Source organism: Paenibacillus peoriae KCTC 3763 (assembly GCF_000236805.1).
Taxonomy (GTDB): domain Bacteria; phylum Bacillota; class Bacilli; order Paenibacillales; family Paenibacillaceae; genus Paenibacillus; species Paenibacillus peoriae.
In genome coordinates this window covers 317,328-335,154 of the sequence record NZ_AGFX01000018.1, presented here as the reverse complement: position 1 = coordinate 335,154, position 17,827 = coordinate 317,328, and the positions used below count along the sequence as shown (strand labels likewise).

Annotated in this window: 17 protein-coding genes; 5 read left to right on the top strand and 12 right to left on the bottom strand. The window is 46.5% G+C overall.

Going from position 1 to position 17,827, the window contains the following annotated elements:
• A complete protein-coding gene (locus KQI_RS0112410) occupies positions 1 to 885 on the bottom strand; it encodes a carbohydrate ABC transporter permease (protein ID WP_010347081.1) in 885 nt (294 codons plus the stop codon).
• 67 nt (positions 886 to 952) lie between these two features.
• Positions 953 to 2,275, bottom strand: a complete 1,323-nt coding sequence (locus tag KQI_RS0112405; RefSeq protein ID WP_010347080.1) for an ABC transporter substrate-binding protein — start codon at positions 2,273 to 2,275, stop codon at positions 953 to 955.
• 277 nt (positions 2,276 to 2,552) lie between these two features.
• Between KQI_RS0112405 and KQI_RS0112400 the strand changes: the two genes are divergently transcribed.
• The 3 genes from KQI_RS0112400 (at position 2,553) to KQI_RS0112390 (ending at position 6,104) form a co-directional block, all read left to right on the top strand.
• Positions 2,553 to 3,728 carry an AGE family epimerase/isomerase gene (locus KQI_RS0112400; RefSeq protein ID WP_010347079.1) on the top strand — a complete coding sequence of 392 codons (1,176 nt, stop codon included), beginning with the start codon at positions 2,553 to 2,555 and terminating at the stop codon, positions 3,726 to 3,728.
• Positions 3,725 to 4,924, top strand: a complete 1,200-nt coding sequence (locus KQI_RS0112395; RefSeq protein ID WP_010347077.1) for a glycoside hydrolase family 130 protein — start codon at positions 3,725 to 3,727, stop codon at positions 4,922 to 4,924. Before KQI_RS0112400 ends, KQI_RS0112395 begins: the two co-directional genes overlap by 4 nt.
• Before the next feature lie 166 nt (positions 4,925 to 5,090).
• Complete coding sequence (locus tag KQI_RS0112390; RefSeq protein ID WP_010347076.1) at positions 5,091 to 6,104, top strand: substrate-binding domain-containing protein; 1,014 nt, start codon at positions 5,091 to 5,093, stop codon at positions 6,102 to 6,104.
• 112 nt (positions 6,105 to 6,216) lie between these two features.
• Here the strand turns inward: KQI_RS0112390 and KQI_RS0112385 are convergent, their stop codons facing one another.
• Together KQI_RS0112385 and KQI_RS0112380 are read right to left on the bottom strand one after the other, a co-directional pair.
• Positions 6,217 to 6,429, bottom strand: a complete 213-nt coding sequence (locus KQI_RS0112385; RefSeq protein WP_010347075.1) for a cold-shock protein — start codon at positions 6,427 to 6,429, stop codon at positions 6,217 to 6,219.
• A gap of 117 nt (positions 6,430 to 6,546) precedes the next feature.
• Positions 6,547 to 7,062 (bottom strand): DUF2179 domain-containing protein, encoded by a 516-nt coding sequence (locus KQI_RS0112380; protein ID WP_010347074.1) that lies wholly within the window; start codon positions 7,060 to 7,062, stop codon positions 6,547 to 6,549.
• 322 nt (positions 7,063 to 7,384) lie between these two features.
• Here KQI_RS0112380 and KQI_RS0112375 point away from each other — a divergent pair, with 322 nt between their 5' ends.
• Entirely contained in the window at positions 7,385 to 8,434 is a 1,050-nt protein-coding gene (locus KQI_RS0112375) for a stalk domain-containing protein (protein ID WP_010347072.1), read from the top strand.
• A gap of 712 nt (positions 8,435 to 9,146) precedes the next feature.
• On the opposite strand, the gene KQI_RS0112370 is transcribed toward KQI_RS0112375, so the two are convergent.
• The 6 genes from KQI_RS0112370 to KQI_RS0112350 all read right to left on the bottom strand — a co-directional run bounded on the left by KQI_RS0112370 (position 9,147) and on the right by KQI_RS0112350 (position 14,614).
• Positions 9,147 to 10,250, bottom strand: coding sequence for a hypothetical protein (locus KQI_RS0112370; RefSeq protein ID WP_010347071.1), 1,104 nt, complete (start codon positions 10,248 to 10,250; stop codon positions 9,147 to 9,149).
• Between the two features lie 217 nt (positions 10,251 to 10,467).
• Complete coding sequence (locus tag KQI_RS29895) at positions 10,468 to 10,575, bottom strand: hypothetical protein (protein ID WP_479682738.1); 108 nt, start codon at positions 10,573 to 10,575, stop codon at positions 10,468 to 10,470.
• A gap of 115 nt (positions 10,576 to 10,690) precedes the next feature.
• A complete protein-coding gene (locus KQI_RS0112365) occupies positions 10,691 to 11,494 on the bottom strand; it encodes a copper amine oxidase N-terminal domain-containing protein (RefSeq protein ID WP_010347070.1) in 804 nt (267 codons plus the stop codon).
• 198 nt (positions 11,495 to 11,692) lie between these two features.
• A complete protein-coding gene (locus KQI_RS0112360) occupies positions 11,693 to 12,874 on the bottom strand; it encodes an NAD(P)/FAD-dependent oxidoreductase (protein WP_010347069.1) in 1,182 nt (393 codons plus the stop codon).
• 27 nt (positions 12,875 to 12,901) lie between these two features.
• Positions 12,902 to 13,333 (bottom strand): DUF1641 domain-containing protein, encoded by a 432-nt coding sequence (locus tag KQI_RS0112355; protein ID WP_007432952.1) that lies wholly within the window; start codon positions 13,331 to 13,333, stop codon positions 12,902 to 12,904.
• Between the two features lie 444 nt (positions 13,334 to 13,777).
• The gene (locus KQI_RS0112350; RefSeq protein ID WP_010347068.1) at positions 13,778 to 14,614 is read right to left on the bottom strand and encodes an HNH endonuclease; all 837 of its coding nucleotides are present in this window, start codon (positions 14,612 to 14,614) and stop codon (positions 13,778 to 13,780) included.
• Positions 14,615 to 14,893: 279 nt separating this feature from the next.
• Here KQI_RS0112350 and KQI_RS0112345 point away from each other — a divergent pair, with 279 nt between their 5' ends.
• Entirely contained in the window at positions 14,894 to 16,387 is a 1,494-nt protein-coding gene (locus KQI_RS0112345) for an alpha-amylase (protein WP_010347067.1), read from the top strand.
• A gap of 66 nt (positions 16,388 to 16,453) precedes the next feature.
• Here KQI_RS0112345 and gpmA read toward each other — a convergent pair whose 3' ends face one another.
• On the bottom strand, positions 16,454 to 17,203 hold the full coding sequence (gpmA, locus tag KQI_RS0112340; RefSeq protein WP_010347066.1) for a 2,3-diphosphoglycerate-dependent phosphoglycerate mutase: 750 nt from the start codon (positions 17,201 to 17,203) through the stop codon (positions 16,454 to 16,456).
• An 89-nt stretch (positions 17,204 to 17,292) separates the two neighbouring features.
• On the bottom strand, positions 17,293 to 17,760 hold the full coding sequence (locus KQI_RS0112335) for an Lrp/AsnC family transcriptional regulator (RefSeq protein WP_010347065.1): 468 nt from the start codon (positions 17,758 to 17,760) through the stop codon (positions 17,293 to 17,295).
• Between the last annotated feature and the right edge of the window lie 67 nt (positions 17,761 to 17,827).

The following is a 17,827-nucleotide window of genomic DNA, read 5'->3' as shown; positions in this document are numbered from 1 at the left end:
TTAGTCCTCCTCTCCCCGAATCAGCACACGTTGAAGCAGTGTAACCACGATCACAATCAGCAGCAAAATCACCGCCATCGCCGAGGCCAGGCCGACCTTACTGTATTTGAACGCCACATCAATCGTTTGGATCACGAACGTTTTACTGCCATTGGAGCCGCCAGTCATAATATACGGAATATCGAATGCACTAATCGCACCGCTAATTGCCAGGATCAGATTCAGCTGCAAAATACGTTTGATACTCGGCAAAATAATGTACCGGAACTGATGCCAGCGGTTGGCCCCGTCAATATCAGACGCTTCGTACAGATCACTCGATATGGAGGAAATCGCACCGAGAAACACAATAAAGTTAAAGCCCATGTATCTCCAGATCGACGTGCCAGCCAGCGAAATGTTGATAATCTCCGGGTTGCCCAGCCATAGCTTGATATACGAACCCAGCCCCAGGGCCTGAAGCAGCGTATCCAGTGTGCCATCCGACTTGAAGAAGAATAGAAAAATAAAACCAATGGCCACCCCGTTCATCAGGGAAGGAAAAAATAAAATGCCTTTAAACACATTTTTAAACCAGGTTTGAAAGCTGAGAATGGTTGCAAAATAAAGGGCCAGACCCATCTGTACAAACGTGGCGACAAAGTAATACAGACTGACCTTAAACACCGAGAAATACTCGGGGTCGGTAAAGATTTTGATATAGTTTTCAAAGCCCACATATTCCAGACGCTTACTATAGCCGTTCCAGTCCAAAAAGCTGTATTTGAACATGTTGATCACCGGCAAGTACGCAAAAGTGATCAGCAGCGCCAGCGGGATAAATGAAAAGGCTGCAATAATCGCCAATCTTTGTTTGGAGTAGCTGAGATTCGAAAATTTGAACATGCTGCACCTCCTGGCTATCCGTCCATCGACTGCTACCTCGATCCTTTCTAATCATCAGTTCAGATGACTATTTGGCTTCCTTCGCAGCCACTTCAGCTCGCGCCTTCACCCATGCGTCATTCAGATCCTTCATAATGGTGTCATACGATTCCGGGCGGTTACCAACCGCTGCCTCAATAATGCGTTTCTTGAAATCCGGCTGCCACAAGCCGATTTCTCCCTTTTTGTCGATTTTATCAACAATCCCTTCCTGTCCTTTTGGAGAAGGAGTGAGCGTTTCAAAGACGACTCCCTGATCTCCGTATTGCTTCAAAATGTCAGGCATTTTTGCGCCATTCAACGGACTGATGCTGCCCGCCTGTTCTACGGCATAGTTGGACTTCTCGGTAAACCAGTCCACCCAGGCACGGGCCGCTGCTTTATTTTCACTGTTTACGTTAATACCGAGGTTGTAATCACCTGCCAACGGAACAAGCACCTTGGAGGCATTTGTCGGAAACGGCATAAAGCCGATATCATCCTTGTTGGTCGCTGTGCTTTTGATCTGGTCAATGGCCCAGGAGCCAAGTACCATCGTACCGATTTTGCCTTGTGCCAAATCCGCCTTGGAGGTTTCCCAATCCGTGGTGGTCGGGTCTTTTTCGATCAGACCATTTTTAGCCGCATCGTACATGATTTTATACAACTCATAGTGAGGCTGACCCTTCGTGAAATTGTCGTCTGTATTCGGCTGTGTGACATTCACATATTCCTTCGTACCCGCCACCGTGGCCAAATCAGCTTCCCACTGGGTCAGTGCCCATCCAGAGGCATAGTTCGTAAACAGCGGCACCGCCTTGGTTTTGTCCTTAATCTGCTGGAGCGCTTTCAGAAATTGATCCGGAGTTTTGGGAAGCTGCGTGATTCCCGCGTCCTTGAACACGTTTTTGTTATAAATCACGCCGGAGTACGTCATCGCTACCGGAATACCGTAGACATTGCCCTCCACCATACGTTCTTCAATGCCGCTATACTTGCTTTTCATCTCCTCGTAAGTGCCCAGCGGTTCGAAAAAGTCGGGAAGCTCTGCAATGGGAATGCTGGTAGGAATAAGCAAGACATCTCCGTAATCTCTGGTCCCCATCCGAATTTTAATCTGGCTCTCATAATCGGCTAACGCCTGAAAATTGACCTTCACATTCGGATATAGCTTGTTAAATTCCTTGGCGTAGTCCTGAAACACCGTATCCACAATGTCTGTCCGTTGTGTAATGACCGTGATTTCACCCTCCACATCCTTCGGATCAGAGCTGGCTGCTGGCGTATCTGATCCTTTTGGGGCACACCCTGCTAATAATCCTGCTAACAACAGCACCGATAGTAATGGCACCAAAACCTTGGACAACTTCATGAAACGACCCCTCCTGTTGTTTTAAAATAAGGTTATCGTTAAACTAATAAAATCATTCTATTATGATAGCGCTTACTATGTCAATTTTATTATTTTGTGAATATATTAAGGTGGACAAACAAGGGATACACAGCGACACAACTTTCCTGCTGCATGCCGTTTTACCTTTGGATAACTGTGACTGATCAGGAGAGTTGACAGCTTTTTAATACATGATTATGATTTTGTATGAAGTTAACGATAAGCTAACGGATTTCAAAAAGGAGGGTTCTGCCTCTTGGACACGTTGCTACATGAGATCAGACAGGAATGGAAGGAACACATACTCCCGTTCTGGCTAGGGTTGAAGGATGAAGCGCACGGTGGATTTTATGGTGAGGTAGATGTCGATCTGCACGTCCATAAGAAGGCCAACAAGGGCGGGATAGCCACTGCACGGTTGCTCTGGTCATTCTCGGCAGCAGCCCGTGTGACCGGGGAAAACATCTATAAGGACGCCGCACGACACGCTTTCCTGTTCCTGCAAGAACACCTGATAGACCCGGTATATGGAGGCATGTACTGGATGGTAGATCACATGGGCCGTCCAGCGGACACGTGCAAGCACGTCTATGCGCAGGCATTCGCCATTTATGCCTTGTCCGAATATGCGCGGGCAACGAGCGACCCGGATGCCCTGGCACTGGCTAAGGAGCTGTTTCACCTGCTGGAGCAAAAAGGATATGATCGCACCCGCCAGGCATACGGTGAACAATTTGACCGGATGTGGAACACACAGCCTAATGAGCTGCTCAGCGAAAACGGGGTTACCGCGCACATCACGATGAATACGCATATTCATGTTCTGGAAGCGTATACCGGGCTGCTTCGCGTACAACCGGACGAGGAAGTAAGGAATGCTCTGGTAAATGTACTGGACATTTTATACAGCCGTGTTTACGATGCTTCCGCCTGGCGGTTGGAGGTATTTTTCGACAGTGACTGGCGTTCTCTGCTCGACCTGACTTCTTACGGTCATGATATTGAAGCCAGCTGGCTGATTCAGGACGCTATGAATGTGCTGGGTCACCATCCCCTGAAATATATGGACATGGTGGTGGATATCGCCCATGCGGTAGCCGAACGTGCTATTCAGCCAGATGGTTCACTAATCAACGAACGGGAAGGCGATCGGGTAGACACCTCACGTATTTGGTGGGTACAGGCAGAAGGAATCGTCGGCTTTTACAATGCGTATCAACGCACACAAGACGAACGGTTCTTACAGATTGTACGGGATTTGTGGGCCTACACTCGGCAATATATTGTAGATTCACGCCCCGGAGGTGAATGGTTTTGGTCCGTTCAAGCGGATAGCAAGCCTGATCCGAGAGAGATTGCAGGACCTTGGAAATGCCCATATCACAACAGCCGATTTTGCATTGAAATGCTGGAAAGGATGGGAACGAAATGATTCATACCCAATACAATAAGCTGCTGGCGCTGCAAGAGGAACTGATTACACGTCCGAATGAGGTCAACACCACCTTTTACAATGGCATCTACGAGCGCTACCGCTATCCTGTACTCACACGTCATCACGTCCCGCTACATTGGCGATTTGATTTGAACGAACAGACCAACCCGTTTTTCATGGAGCGTCTGGGCGTGAATGCAGCGCTAAACCCGGGCGCGATCTATCATGAGGGCAAATACATTCTGGTTTCCCGCACCGAGGGGCTGGATCGGAAGTCGTTTTTTGCCCTGGCCGAGAGCGATAACGGTATTGACCAGTTCCGATTCATCGATGCCCCATTGATATGGGACGATATCGATCCTGACGAGACGAACATGTACGATATGCGGCTGGTGAAGCATGAAGACGGCTGGATCTACGGCATTTATTGCTCGGAGAAAAAGGACCCGGACGCTCCACCCCACGACACCTCCAGCGCTGTCGCTCAGGCCGGACTGGTTCGCACCCGCGATCTTCGCACCTGGACCCGCCTACCAAACATTGCCACACATTCCCCGCAACAGCGCAACGTCGTCCTGCACCCCGAATTCGTGAACGGCCAATACGCCTTTTACACGCGTCCGCAGGACGGATTTATTTCCACCGGCTCGGGCGGGGGCATTGCCTTCGGTCTGTGCGAGGATATTACACAGCCCGTGATCGAGAATGAAACAGTGATTGACGAGCGCTGCTATCATACGGTGTACGAAGCCAAGAACGGACAAGGGCCCGCTCCCATCAAGACCAACCGCGGCTGGATTCATATCGCTCACGGTGTGCGCAATACGGCTGCTGGTCTGCGATATGTGCTGTACATCTTTGCCACCAGCCTAGAGGACCCTTCGCGCGTCATTGCCAAGCCCGGCGGGCATTTTATAGCCCCCTATGACGAAGAGCGCGTCGGGGATGTCTCGAACGTTATTTTTTGCAACGGAGCAGTGGTTAACGAGCAAAATGAAGTCTTTATTTACTACGCCTCCAGTGACACCCGTATCCATGTGGCAACAACGACCGTCGACCGCCTGGAGGACTACACGTTCAACACACCGCCTGACCCACTGCGTTCACTCGGCAGCGCCGCTGTCCGCCGTGAGCTGATTCAGCGCAATGAAGCGCTGTTGCAAGCACAACCTCATTCTTCGCAGCGGACATAGGCCGCAAGCTTTATCCTGTCTGCGGAACCATGTATACTATCCAGAGAACAACTGTTATCCGCAGGCTAATCGTTGTTCTCTGGGCAGCTATGCCGCTAATCTTTATATTTACAGAACAGCTATGCTGCTGATGTTGATCTTTTTTAATTGGAAGGCGGAACAGGAAATGAAGAGCAACGTAACGATGCGGGATATTGCAGATAAGCTGGGGGTTAGCAGTGTGACCGTGTCGAAGGCGCTCAATGACAAAGAAGGAGTTAGCGATGAGCTAAAGGAGCGTATCAAGACGCTTGCCGGCGAAATGGGCTACCGTTTCAATACCGCTGCCAAGTCCATGAAGGAAGGCCTCACCTATAACATTGGCGTTGTCATTCCCGAGCGTTTTACAGGCCCCGGCCAATCGTTTTATCTGCATATCTATCAGCAAATTTCACGGGAACTCGAACATTACGGCTACTACGGCATCCTCCACATTCTCCATCGCGAGGACGAGGAGCAGCTTCATCTGCCACGTATCTATTACGATCGCAAGGTGGATGGCTTCATTCTTCTGGGACAAGTAAGCAAGCCATATATCGAGCTGGTTCAATCCATGGACCTGCCCAAAATGTTTCTTGATTTTTATGATGAGCATGCCGATATCGACTCTGTAGTAACCGATAATTTTTACGGAGCCTACGAGCTGACCAACTATTTGATTGCCCAGGGACACCGGGATATTGCATATGTGGGTAATCTTTATTCCACCAGTAGCATTCAGGATCGTTTCCTGGGCTACTATAAATCCTTGCTGGAGCACAGGCTGCCCCTACGTAACGAGTGGGTGCTCAGCGACCGGGACGACGAAGGTGTATACGTTGATATGGAGCTGCCCCAGCCGCTGCCGACCGCCTTCGTATGCAACTGTGACCAGGTGGCGTACAACCTGGTGCAAAAGCTGATTGCTCAGGGATACCATGTGCCTGAGGATTGCTCTGTGGTTGGGTTCGACAACGATGTATATGCCACTCTTATTGTTCCGCAGCTGACCACCGTTGGAGTGGACATTGAACAGATGGCACGTACCGCCATTGAATCGATGATGAAAAAAATAAGCCATCCCGGCAGTCGTTTTGGCCGAGTCCTTGTACAGGGTCACATTGTGTATCGTGATTCCGTGCAGCGTGTGGAGAGGCCGTGATCGATGCAAGCATGTCTTGGACAATCGGTCCCTCTCAAGGCTCCACAATCAAAAGCCGCTCAGCATGTGCTGGGAGCGGCTTTTGGTGTTCATAGACGTTGCAAATCCTGATTCAAGAGCGATGGGCGACAAAGGAATTGCCCGCCTGATTGAGAATCGGCAGCATCCGCATTTCCTGCCCCATTGAAGCTTGGCAGAGTGGACACACCGGTTCACTCAAAAAGGTAAAATCCGTTCGCATCCAGCCGTTGCAGCCCTCGTTTGTACACGACCAAATGGCTGTATTTTCCTCTGGAATGATCTCCGGGGCCTGGCGTCTGTACATCTACATTCCCCCTCGGTTTTTATAGGGTAATCCCCTGTCAACATTCTGTTGATTCTCTCCTGTGCGGGTATTAATATGCTCCAACCTTCGAAAAATATGCGTATTTTACCAAAATATTTATTTACGGATTGCCTTGGTCCAGAAGCCGCCATGAAATTGCTTCGGTTCTACCGTAATAACAAAGGCCTTGGGGTCCAGGTCCAAAATCGATTGGTACAGCTTATTCTGGTTGATCCGTTTAGCCAAAATTTCCATCGCCAGACGTTCTCCGTCCCGCCCACTGCCCAGCCAGGCTGTAACGCCGTATCCTTTATCCCGCAGCGCATTGGCAATTCCTCCATTGATCTCATTGCTGATGACCTTGACGGTGACGTAGCCGAGTGCTATTTTTTCCTCAATCCAGGCCCCGATAAGAATACCCAACGCATAACCAATGGCGTATACTGCCAGACTCGCCACCTGGTCCAGATACTTGAGCACCACATTTAAGCCAAGCACATAGACCGTAACCTCCACGGTGCTAATGAGCGCAGCGATATACCGCTGACCTTTCAGCGTCAAAATCATGCGCAGTGTATACGCCGACACATAAATAATTTGAATAACGAGAATAAATAGTAAAATTTTGAGCATACGCTCACTCCCCGCTTCACGTTCTGATTTGGTCTATACTCATCATTATGCCCCTGTATGTCATATACAGCCTCAGGTTTCGTATGACGTTTTATCAACAAGTCTCGTTGTCTTGTGCAGCGGGTTTGTTTTATTTGGGTTCGTTGCTTTTTTTAAAAAAACATTTGTGTAAACAGGGCAACTTTTACGGTTAATGTTGCGTCTAAACAATATAAGCACAACCAGCAGTTACTCTTCCAAACGTGTTGGATTTTGTAGGTATTAATGTTACTCTAGTCTATGAACCACGCTATAATTCTTAAATAAAGGGGTAGACCAACGAATGAAATCATTGAAATCCATGAAGAAGCCTGTCATCATCACTGCCGTGTCGGCCTTGGCCATCTCCGGGGCGCTGTTCAGCCAATCTACATATGCTGCACAAGTAACTAAGCCGATCCAAGCAGTATATAACAATATTAAAATTATCTACAACGGAACCGAAGTTCCTTCTGATGCCAAAACAGAACCATTCCTGCTGGATGGCGTGACATATATTCCGCTGAAGCTGGCAGGTACAGCTCTGGATAAAAAAGTACAATGGGATGGCACCAACAAACGCGTAGTTATTACTGACAACGGCGTTCCTATTGATCAATCTACGGTTACAGCACTGAACAACCAGATTACAACACTGACTCAAGAGCTGAACACAGCGAAAACAGCGAACACCACTAAAGACGCTACGATTGCTCAATTGCAAAAAGACAATCAGGCGCTAAAAGATACAGCTAGCAAAAGTAGCACCGATACCTTGAAAGATCTTGAACGTCAATTGAATAGAGACTATCGCGATACAAATAACGCCAATGCAGATATTACCCTAAAAGGCGATAAAGACGATATTACTGTGACCATCGAGTTGACAGAAAGTAGATGGAACGATATTTCGAATAGTAGACAAAAAACTTATCTAGAAGATATTTCGGAGGATATTTTAAAAACCTTTAAAGATGCTGATATTGAAGGAACCGTTAAAAATTCAAGTAACGGAAACAAACTTGCAACCTTTGACTCCGATAGTAAGGGGAATGTGGATATAGAAAAACTATCCACCAAAATTGATCTAAGTGAGATCAAAAGAGTCTTGCTCAACGACTTTGATCGTAAATATAACAATGTTTCCATAGACTTTAGCGTAAAGGGCGACTCCAGTGAAGTCACAGTGGATGCTTATGTTAAAACAGATGATTGGAATAGCTTAACCTACTACCAAAAGAATAGAATCCAAGAAGATATTATTTCAGACATTAGAAATAAAAATGTATCACGTGTAAAAGGTGTTGTTCATTCGAACGAAAACAATAGCACACTGGCGACATTCAACTACTAAGTTGAATGAATACCAAAAATAAGAGGGGTCCAGAATGGACTCCCTCTTTAGACTGTCGAAACTTTCTCGATAGTCTTTTTTTACATTCAATTCATTTAATACGACACCGCATTAATGTCATGAAAATATAGGTGACTGTAGCGATCCGTCTGGAAAAACGTTATTTTCCCAATTTGTATAGAATATAACCAAGAAAGGAATCTTAGTCTTTGAAAAAGACAGTTTCTCGATAAGCTGAAGACAGGGAAGATATCCTCCCTGTCTTCTTATCACAATTGTAACCTTTATAGTCTGAACAATTACTTAATCAACCTGCCTACGGAAGTAATGTATTTTATATAATCACTATCCGCATTGTTCGCGCCTATATTTCTTGTATACACCAAATGACCGGGGCTGGTTATTTTAGCTTTGTGAAACGTACCGGGTTTAGAATAAGGATCTACGCTATAGCCCCTTTGCTATACACAATCATAGGATTAAAGTCGATTTGCTTGAATGCGGACGATAAACCGCTCTCATACGTAGCATGAATATCCAATACACCCTTTAGGCTCAAAGTCAAAATTACGATGGATCAGTTCAGTTGAATAGGCTTAACATGGAAAAACATCTGCCAAACCACATTGTTGTAAGTCCCACCCGACAACAAAGGAAATGACAGATGCTATCCAGTATATTTTAGCTTGAGCCATCGTTTAACTAATTCTTCTTATCGATTCGGATTTCTGATCCACACACTTGGACCAAAATGAGTTATATAATCGGTGGGCCAATCAATCGTACCGAACCACTGACTTCCATCCCAAAAAGAGTAATCCCGATAGCTATCCCATGGATAATAATAATCTGAATTAAATTTTGAGACTACCACTTCTGAAAACTCTCCATTGATAGCACTGCCATAGATATTGCTGCCATCAAAGTTTTTTTTCGCTATTGCCGTCACTCTCTTAACAGACATGTTTGATAGGTCAGAGAAGTCAAAAGAGGTTTGCATAACGACAATTTGATTGTAGTAGGCTAACAGATAAGCGTTATAGGTACTATTATCAATATAAAATTTAACTGAGTTGTACCCCTCCCCATTTACCCACGTATCTATAGAATATTTATACTTTTCATTTTTAATGTATCCTTGCCACCTTTGTTGACCCGTTTGAAAGGAAAATCCCCCCTCGATTCCCCGTCCATTCTTCGCATCAAAACCGTAATACATCCATGGCTGTTCGCCTGTTCTTATGCCCTCAGCCCTTGGCAGAAGCGCACTTGCATTAACCCCATCAAAACCATCATAATTCAATTGAACCCTTGAGAAAGTTCCCGTTGTCCCTCCACTCACCTCCCAGGGAGTAGGATTTCTTTTACTTGATATAGAAACATCATGTTTGTTGTTTGATTCACTCAAAGAGCTTGTTTCCGTATAAGTAGCATCCATTACACTTTCCTCTTTTGGTTCAACTTTATCCGCCATGCCTACATAACCTTTTTCTGAGCTGTATACTTCTCCATCGAGCGTAAGATATATGTATTCCGATTTGTTAAGCTTCTCCAGATTTTGTTTTAGATCACTGTTATTATTTCCACTCTTTAGCGATGTACTATCCACTGTATTGAGTAGTTCAGCAATAGATGCTTTCGGATTAACAGCGATCTTGTGTTCTTGAAGCTCATGGACTATGGCCCGCTGTTTGAGATTTTCAAAAAATGAAGCATCGTACGTACTGGATTTCGATTCCGCATAGGCGAGACTTCCAGAGAGTGTGGAGCACATGAGAATGGTTGCCAACCCCATACCAAGAATTTTCCTAAACATACACAAACCTCCTAGTTATTTTTCTCGTAAGTAGTGTACTCCCACATGCATATAATCACAACCAAAATTTATAGTAAATGACTAAATAAAGAGTGTTCTTTTTTACATATAATGGTGTATAGAAGATTCAATTAAATAGCAAAAAGAGAGCGCTTATGCGCTCTCAAATGGTTGAGAAACCCCGTCTTTTTGAGACGTGGGTTTCTTTTTCTTTACATTAACCAAGAAAGACCATTTTAAACAGCATGGTAGAACCAATGGCAGGACGCCCGTTGTCCGCACAATACAGCATGCTTAACTTCTCATGAATTAAGGAGAAGTCTATATATGTAAATCAACATAAAAGGAGCTGTCGAGACTTTCTCGACAGCCTAAGAAGACAGGAAGGCTATTTCCCCTGTCTTCTTTTTTCAAAACTGCAACCTTCGATAGCTGAACAATTACTTAATCAACCTGCCTACGGAAGTAATGTATTTTATATAATCTTTATCCGCATTGGTTGTACCTGTATTTGTTGTATACACCAAATGACCAGGGCTGGTTATTTTGACTTTGTAAAACATACTGGGTTTAGAATAAGGATATACGCTATGGCCCCCTTTGCTATACACAATCATAGGATTAAAGTCGATTTGCTTAAAGTCGGGTGATAAGCTGCTCTCGTATGTAGCATAAATATCCAATATGCCTTTTTTTCGATCCCACTCAAAGGAAGTAAGATTAAATGCGTTCGCATCCATGACCTGAGCCAGGTCTTGTCCCTTAAATTTCATAAGAACAGGACTTTCCGTAAAGCTATCGTGCTTTAGTGACAATAATTCGCGCTTAGGGTCCCACTCCATCTTCGCATCTGTATCTTTCAACAGAATGGATACCGGTAAAAACATTGCATTGCTTTTCATGATAGGGACTGTATCCATTGTCACTGGTTCACCGTTAACCGATATTTCGGGTGATCCGATTGTGACCGTTACATTACGGTCCAACAGATCGACAGAAGCGGTTTTGCTCGCTGCATTGTAAGTTACTTTGCCGCCCAGTATGTCCTCAGCCGCTTGGAGCGGTATAAGCAGTCTCCCCTTCTTATCCACAAAGGGTGATGCAGGGTAGGTATATAAAACGTAATGTTCATTGACCTTGAGGTGTATCGGTGTTTGGCCTTGAGCTTGCGCTGATGCCCAATTCGTGTTTGTAACACCCAAACTCATTAAAATCATAAGGCAGATTAGTAATCTGATTTTCATAATCTTAATACCCTCCTCGTTATTGTTCGTTACCAGTGTATCGTCACAAAAATATCATATCAACCATAATTTACAACATATACCCAAAAATACACATGACATTTTACATATACTGGTTTATAATGGATTAAACTGCAAAACAAAAAGAGAGCACAGATTTGCACTCTCTTTGAATAAAGCATATAAAAGCAAGAAATATTAATAGGCCAATGCAAAAAGTCCTTTAATGTGGGACAGGTAACGGATGTTACTGCCTTCTTTCATCAAAGTAGCTACAGCGCCTTTCAGTTGGGTGGCATTCGCACCTACAGTACCGATCGCGTCTGTTCTGCCCAAGCTGCCCAGCGTACCGGAGAATACAGGTGTGAATTGTTCCATATTTGCTCCGTTAAAGTAAGCAAACAGGTTGTAACCCACCGTCTCGCCCATTTGCCAAGCCAACTGTGCAGTTGGAGGGTATGGACGCTCGCCTCCACTCGGGAACACCACTGCGCTGTCACCAGCCAGGAAGATGTCTTCGTGGGAAGTCGATTGCAAGGCTCCATTCACAGTTGCACGACCACGGTTCACTTCGATACCGGATGCGCCAACCAGTGCGTTACCTTGTACGCCGCCTGTCCAGACCAGTGTGCTCGTTTTGATCGAACGTCCGTCCTTGAGCAGAACTTCGTCGGCTTTCATTTCTGTAATTGGAACACCAGCTACGATTTGAACGCCACGTTTTTCAAGGCTTGTAACTGCACGATCAACCAGTGCCTGCGGGAAGCCTGCCAAAATGGATGGTCCAGCTTCTACACAGTAGAGGCTAATATCTTCGTAGTTAATGCCTTTTTCACGGCAAACTGCAGGCAGCTTGTCAGCATATTCGCCCACCAGCTCGACGCCCGTCAGACCGCCACCGCCGACAACGATTGTGGCATCTGCTTTGTTACCGGATTGCCTGTAAGCATCCAGACGAGCTTCCACATGTGCGCGAATGCGATTGGCTTCCGCCACTGATTTCAGTGTGAAGCTGTGCTCTTGCAGTCCCGGAATACCAAAGTAAGCCGTTTCGCTGCCCAGTGAAATAACGAGAGCGTCATAGCTCAACGTAGCGCCACTGGCCAAGGTTACTTTTTTATCGTCCGGTTTGATTTCCGAAACTGTATCCACTTTCAGGATAATATCTTTGTTACGCAGCAGTTTCTCCAAAGGAAGTGCAACAGCTTTTTCGGCAATTGTACCTGCCGCCAAACGGTGCAGCTCCGTAATAATTTGGTGCGACGCAAAGCGGTTTACCACTGTAATGGTTGCTTGGCTAGCGTCCAGGTGCTGGCGTGCTGTAAGAGCGGCCAGCAATCCGCCGTATCCGCCGCCCAAGATCAAAATTTGCTTCGACATGTCCATCCTCCGTTCTTGATCAGATAATTATTTACTTTCGCGTTGGCGCTCATTCAGAATATCCAGGAAAGCCTGGCTGAAACGAAGCGTTTTTTGTACATTTGGATCTTTAAGCATTTTGAGCAGACCAAACAGACCTACACTGCCGTCTGTAGTTTGTACGCGGTCGTTAGCTTCAATGGCAGCAGAAGCCAAACCTTTCGCCGACTCTGTAACAGGCTTCACAAACTCTCCCATGGAGTTTTTCATATCTCCGAGAAAGACAGGGTCGGTTGCCAAACTACGAGCTACATCATAAGCATCGGTCATCAGAGTAACCATCTCAGTCAACTTGGGCAGATTCTCTACCAGCACGGTCAGCGATTGCTGAACCTCCGGTTTCATCAATTGGTCCAGTACATCCCGAGACTCTTTGGCAGCTTCTTGTGTTACAGCCACCTCTTGTTGGTTTTCAGACATGCGTGAACGTCCTCCTTTACTGTGAAAATAGAAGTCCATTCCTTTCTCATAACCTGTATCTATATACTCTAGCAATAAAACATTCTATGAATTCGCGCCCTTAAACATGCAAGAAGCACAGCTTAAACCGGCCTATACCCTAAAGGGCAAGACTGATCATCGCAGATGCCAATTGTATATTGCTCGGACGGTATTCTGTTGTTGTTACTGCTGCGGAATATCTCACGAAGCGCTTCTCCGTGACTATAACAGGCCGAAACGGAACCCTATACCTCTATATTACACTGTTTACAACACAAACGTCGAAAAAATTTTAAATTTGCACAAATTTCTGCAAATTTTTATTTGTTATTTTAGATAAAAATTAGAATAAGCTCGTTTTTTGTCCAAGTTTACCGTTAAAAAGGGGCATTACTATAGGCTGATACTCCCTTGGGAATCACCCTACGTATGCAAGATGTCCTCAGAAGTATCGGAATCATCAGGAGTCTCGAAATCATCAGGAGACGGCAGCGGCACACCGGACTCAATGAATTCCTCTACATCACGGGCAGCTTTAATCTGGTTGCACTCGTTGCAAGCACATACACAATTGACCGGCGTCGTGTGCCCGCCTTTAGCCCGAGGCAGTAAATGATCAATTGTATCACCATAGCCGCCGCAGAAAAAGCAGGTGTAACGGTCCCGCTGGAGCACGTATTGGCGAAATTCCTTGTTACTGTAGAGCCTGCGAACGGTGTATGGGTTTACAATCACCGCCATGCGCTCTCTAACCAAAGTCATCGCCAAATCAAGCTCAATTTCCTGATGCCAGCGTCTCCCCTGATCGGTTTTGCCTCTGAGCCGAATCATGCCGTTGCGATTGAGGCGCAGCGCACGGGTATCCGCAGGCTTTAGCCTGCTAAGCAGATTCCGCACCCGCTGCCGATGCCGTTCGCGCGCCTTATCTGTGACCGGCTTCCTGCGGGGGAGATGAGGCAACAGGTCAGACTGTGCCGATGAATCCAAGCTTGGTGCAGCCTCAACTTTCCCCGGAGTATTCCGCGTCATAGAAGCGGACAAGGGCTTCATTTCCTCGCCGGAAGAAGGGGCGGACGGAGCCACGCGCTCTTGTGCGGCTAATCCCCGGCAAGAACGGCAAGGACCGCGGCGGGAATACGGCCCCGCCCGGCGACCGGTTCTGCGCTGAAACTCCGTTAGCGGCTTCAGTTCCTGACAATACGTACATTTTTTCATCAGCGGCTCGCCCGCTTCATTTCTGCTTTGCTGCGGTTCCGTCATGCTCTCCCCTCCTTCCTCCGTCGCTCATGCTTCTTCATGGGTGATCCTGAAATTTGTACCCCTGTTAAGTTAGATCCATTTTAGTTAGCTCCATTTTATCGTGTTCACGCTTCCTTTTCTAGCCACCCCATGGCTGTAACGATCAGGTATAACAAATTTTAATGATTTGGCATACGTTATACAGCAATGCCTGTTCTTCGTTTAGCGCCATATTAACCGTCTGACGTTTAGCCCCCCTCACTTGGTGGGTAACTTGTTATATATGGAGGAGGGACGCATATGAAAAGGAACCATACGATGATGCAGTTTTTCGAGTGGAACGTCGAAGCAGACGGTTCTCACTGGCAGAAACTTGCCCGCCTGGCACCGGAACTAAAGGCTAAAGGAATTGATGCGATATGGATTCCGCCTGTCACCAAGGGCCAATCGCCCGAGGATACGGGATACGGCGTCTATGACCTTTACGATCTGGGCGAGTTTAATCAAAAGGGTGCAGTACGCACCAAATACGGAACCAGGGAAGACCTTTTGGAAGCTGTCGCCGCCTGCGTTCGTCACGGCGTGACCGTCTATGTCGACCTGGTCATGAACCATAAGGCCGGTGCGGATGAAACCGAAGTGTTCAAAGTCGTCGAGGTTAACCCGGATAACCGCAATGAGGTTATTTCAGAGCCCTTTGATATCAAAGGGTGGACTAAATTTACATTTCCCGGCCGTCAAGGTCAGTATTCCACATTTCAATGGAATTTTGAACATTTTAACGGAACCGATTATGATGCAAGTCAGGGCCGGACAGGAATTTATCGTATTTTAGGCAAAAATAAAAGCTGGAGCAAAAATGTAGATGATGAATTCGGCAATTATGATTATTTGATGTTTGCCAATATTGACTATAATCATCAGGATGTGCGCAGGGAAATGATTCGCTGGGGCCAATGGCTGGTGGATACCCTGCAATGCAGCGGATTTCGTCTGGATGCAATCAAGCATATCAATCATGAATTTGTACGGGAGTTTGCCACGGAAATGATCAAAAAGCGTGGACAGGATTTTTATATGGTGGGCGAGTTTTGGAAGCCGGATCTGAAATCATGCCAGAATTTCCTGGATACCATCGATTATAAAATCGACCTGTTCGACGTATCTCTCCACTACAAGCTATATAGCGCTTCCTTGGGTGGCAAGGATTTCGATCTAAGGACCATTTTCGAGGACACGCTGGTTCATACTCACCCCCTGAACTCGGTCACTTTTGTCGATAACCATGATTCCCAGCCCCATGAAGCGCTCGAATCCTGGGTAGAGGACTGGTTCAAGCCCAGCGCCTATGCACTCATTTTACTACGCAAGGACGGTTACCCCTGCGTATTCTACGGGGATTACTACGGTATTCAGGGCAAAACACCCGTGAAAGACAAGCAGGCTGAGTTAGACCCGCTCCTGTATGCCCGCTACCATAAAGCCTACGGGGAGCAAAAGGATTATTTGGACGATCCCCATATGATTGGATGGGTGCGTCAGGGCATTCCCGAATTAAAAGGCTCTGGCTGCGCTGTAGTGATCACTAATGCCGACAAAGGGGAAAAGCGTATGTTCGTAGGAAAACAACGCGCAGGAGAGCAATGGACGGATTTAACGGGACATCACGATCACGCTATAACGATCGGGCAGGAAGGCTACGGCGTATTTCCGGTTCGTGCTGGCAGTGTATCGGTATGGGTACTTCCCACCGGGAATGACAGTTCGGAAGCAGACGATGAAGCGGGTGCTTAACTTTGCCCGGACAAAGAGGACAGGACGCGAGAAGGCGCCTGTCCTCTTTAGTTTGGTATCCTCCCACTATTCCGTTACTTTGCTTTGGTTGGCTACAGCCTGCTTTTTCGCCTCCACATGACTCGGATCACCCAAATAAAAGCGTCGGATAGGGTCTATATGATCGTCCAGCTCATACACCAGCGGAATGCCTGTCGGAATATTCAAATCCAGCAATGCGGCCTCGTCCAGATTCTCCATATACTTGATCAATGCGCGTAAAGTATTGCCATGTGCGGAAATGATAACTCGATCCTTTTTGAGGATCAATGGTACAATTCGCTGCTTCCAAAACTCCCCGACCCGGTGCACCGTATCCTCCAGACTTTCTCCGAGCGGCAGCTCCTCCGGCTTAATATGGCGGTAACGCTCCTCCCTGCGCGGACTCCGTTCATCCTTCTCATCCAGCATGGGAGGTCGCACTGTCAGACTGCGCCGCCAGATATGAACCTGTTCCTCGCCGTATTGGACAGCAGAATCCAGCTTGCTAAGCCCCTGCAGCGCACCGTAATGGCGTTCATTCAGCTTCCATGACTTCTGCACGGGTATCCACAAATGATCCAGCTCATCCAGGATGTGATACAGCGTGCGGATCGAACGCTTTAGCACAGAGGAAAATGCCAAATCAAACGTATACCCAGCCTCCTTGAGAATACGCCCCGCCTCAATTGCCTCATGCGTTCCCTGTTCAGTCAGGTCCACGTCCGTCCAGCCTGTGAACAGGTTTTGTCGGTTATACACACTTTCTCCATGCCTCACCAACACCACTTGATACATACACCCACTCCTCTCCTGTTTGTCATTATGTTTATGTTTACCCAACTTCTATGTATTTAACGTAATCCCGGGTTGTCTTTTTTTCATCCTTAATCTTTTTCTGAATGAGCAGTTCCACTTGCTTCTTCCAGAGAATGAATGAGAAGTCTATGATCGATCGGTGACGACATGACAAGCAGGCTCGTGTAGGTTCCATACTTATCGCACTGGTTGCTAAACTCTTCGAGGGTGTGCATCGAGTTGGTCACTACTTTTAATAAATAACTGTGTTCTCCGCTTATACGGTGGCACTCGGCAACATGTGGAGATGTATGGACAAAATCAAGAAATGCATGGCAATCTCTAGTCCGAAACAAGATATAGGCTGCCGTATCCTTTCCTATTTTTTCAGGAGAGATGATAGTGCGATATTCCTTGATAACTCCTTTTTCTTCCATTCGTTTAACTCGTTCTGTTACAGCAGGTTGGGACAAACCCACGCATTTCCCTAGCTCCGTCATTGAAATTCTTGCCTGACTTTGAAGATAAAAGAGGATTTGTTTGTCTACATGATCCACTTTGAATGCCCTCCTTTAAATTTAATGTTTTTATGAGAAATTCATTTAATTGCTTTGTATAATCATC

Coding starts and splice junctions, on each gene's coding strand:
- KQI_RS0112410 (WP_010347081.1), bottom strand. CDS start 885: ATGTTCAAATTTTCGAATCTCAGCTACTCCAAACAAAGATTGGCGATT.
- KQI_RS0112355 (WP_007432952.1), bottom strand. CDS start 13,333: ATGTCTGAAAACCAACAAGAGGTGGCTGTAACACAAGAAGCTGCCAAA.
- KQI_RS0112350 (WP_010347068.1), bottom strand. CDS start 14,614: ATGACGGAACCGCAGCAAAGCAGAAATGAAGCGGGCGAGCCGCTGATG.
- KQI_RS0112345 (WP_010347067.1), top strand. CDS start 14,894: ATGAAAAGGAACCATACGATGATGCAGTTTTTCGAGTGGAACGTCGAA.
- KQI_RS0112385 (WP_010347075.1), bottom strand. CDS start 6,429: ATGTACAGACGCCAGGCCCCGGAGATCATTCCAGAGGAAAATACAGCC.
- gpmA (WP_010347066.1), bottom strand. CDS start 17,203: ATGTATCAAGTGGTGTTGGTGAGGCATGGAGAAAGTGTGTATAACCGA.
- KQI_RS0112375 (WP_010347072.1), top strand. CDS start 7,385: ATGAAATCATTGAAATCCATGAAGAAGCCTGTCATCATCACTGCCGTG.
- KQI_RS0112390 (WP_010347076.1), top strand. CDS start 5,091: ATGAAGAGCAACGTAACGATGCGGGATATTGCAGATAAGCTGGGGGTT.
- KQI_RS0112395 (WP_010347077.1), top strand. CDS start 3,725: ATGATTCATACCCAATACAATAAGCTGCTGGCGCTGCAAGAGGAACTG.
- KQI_RS0112405 (WP_010347080.1), bottom strand. CDS start 2,275: ATGAAGTTGTCCAAGGTTTTGGTGCCATTACTATCGGTGCTGTTGTTA.
- KQI_RS0112360 (WP_010347069.1), bottom strand. CDS start 12,874: ATGTCGAAGCAAATTTTGATCTTGGGCGGCGGATACGGCGGATTGCTG.
- KQI_RS0112380 (WP_010347074.1), bottom strand. CDS start 7,062: ATGCTCAAAATTTTACTATTTATTCTCGTTATTCAAATTATTTATGTG.
- KQI_RS0112365 (WP_010347070.1), bottom strand. CDS start 11,494: ATGAAAATCAGATTACTAATCTGCCTTATGATTTTAATGAGTTTGGGT.
- KQI_RS0112370 (WP_010347071.1), bottom strand. CDS start 10,250: ATGTTTAGGAAAATTCTTGGTATGGGGTTGGCAACCATTCTCATGTGC.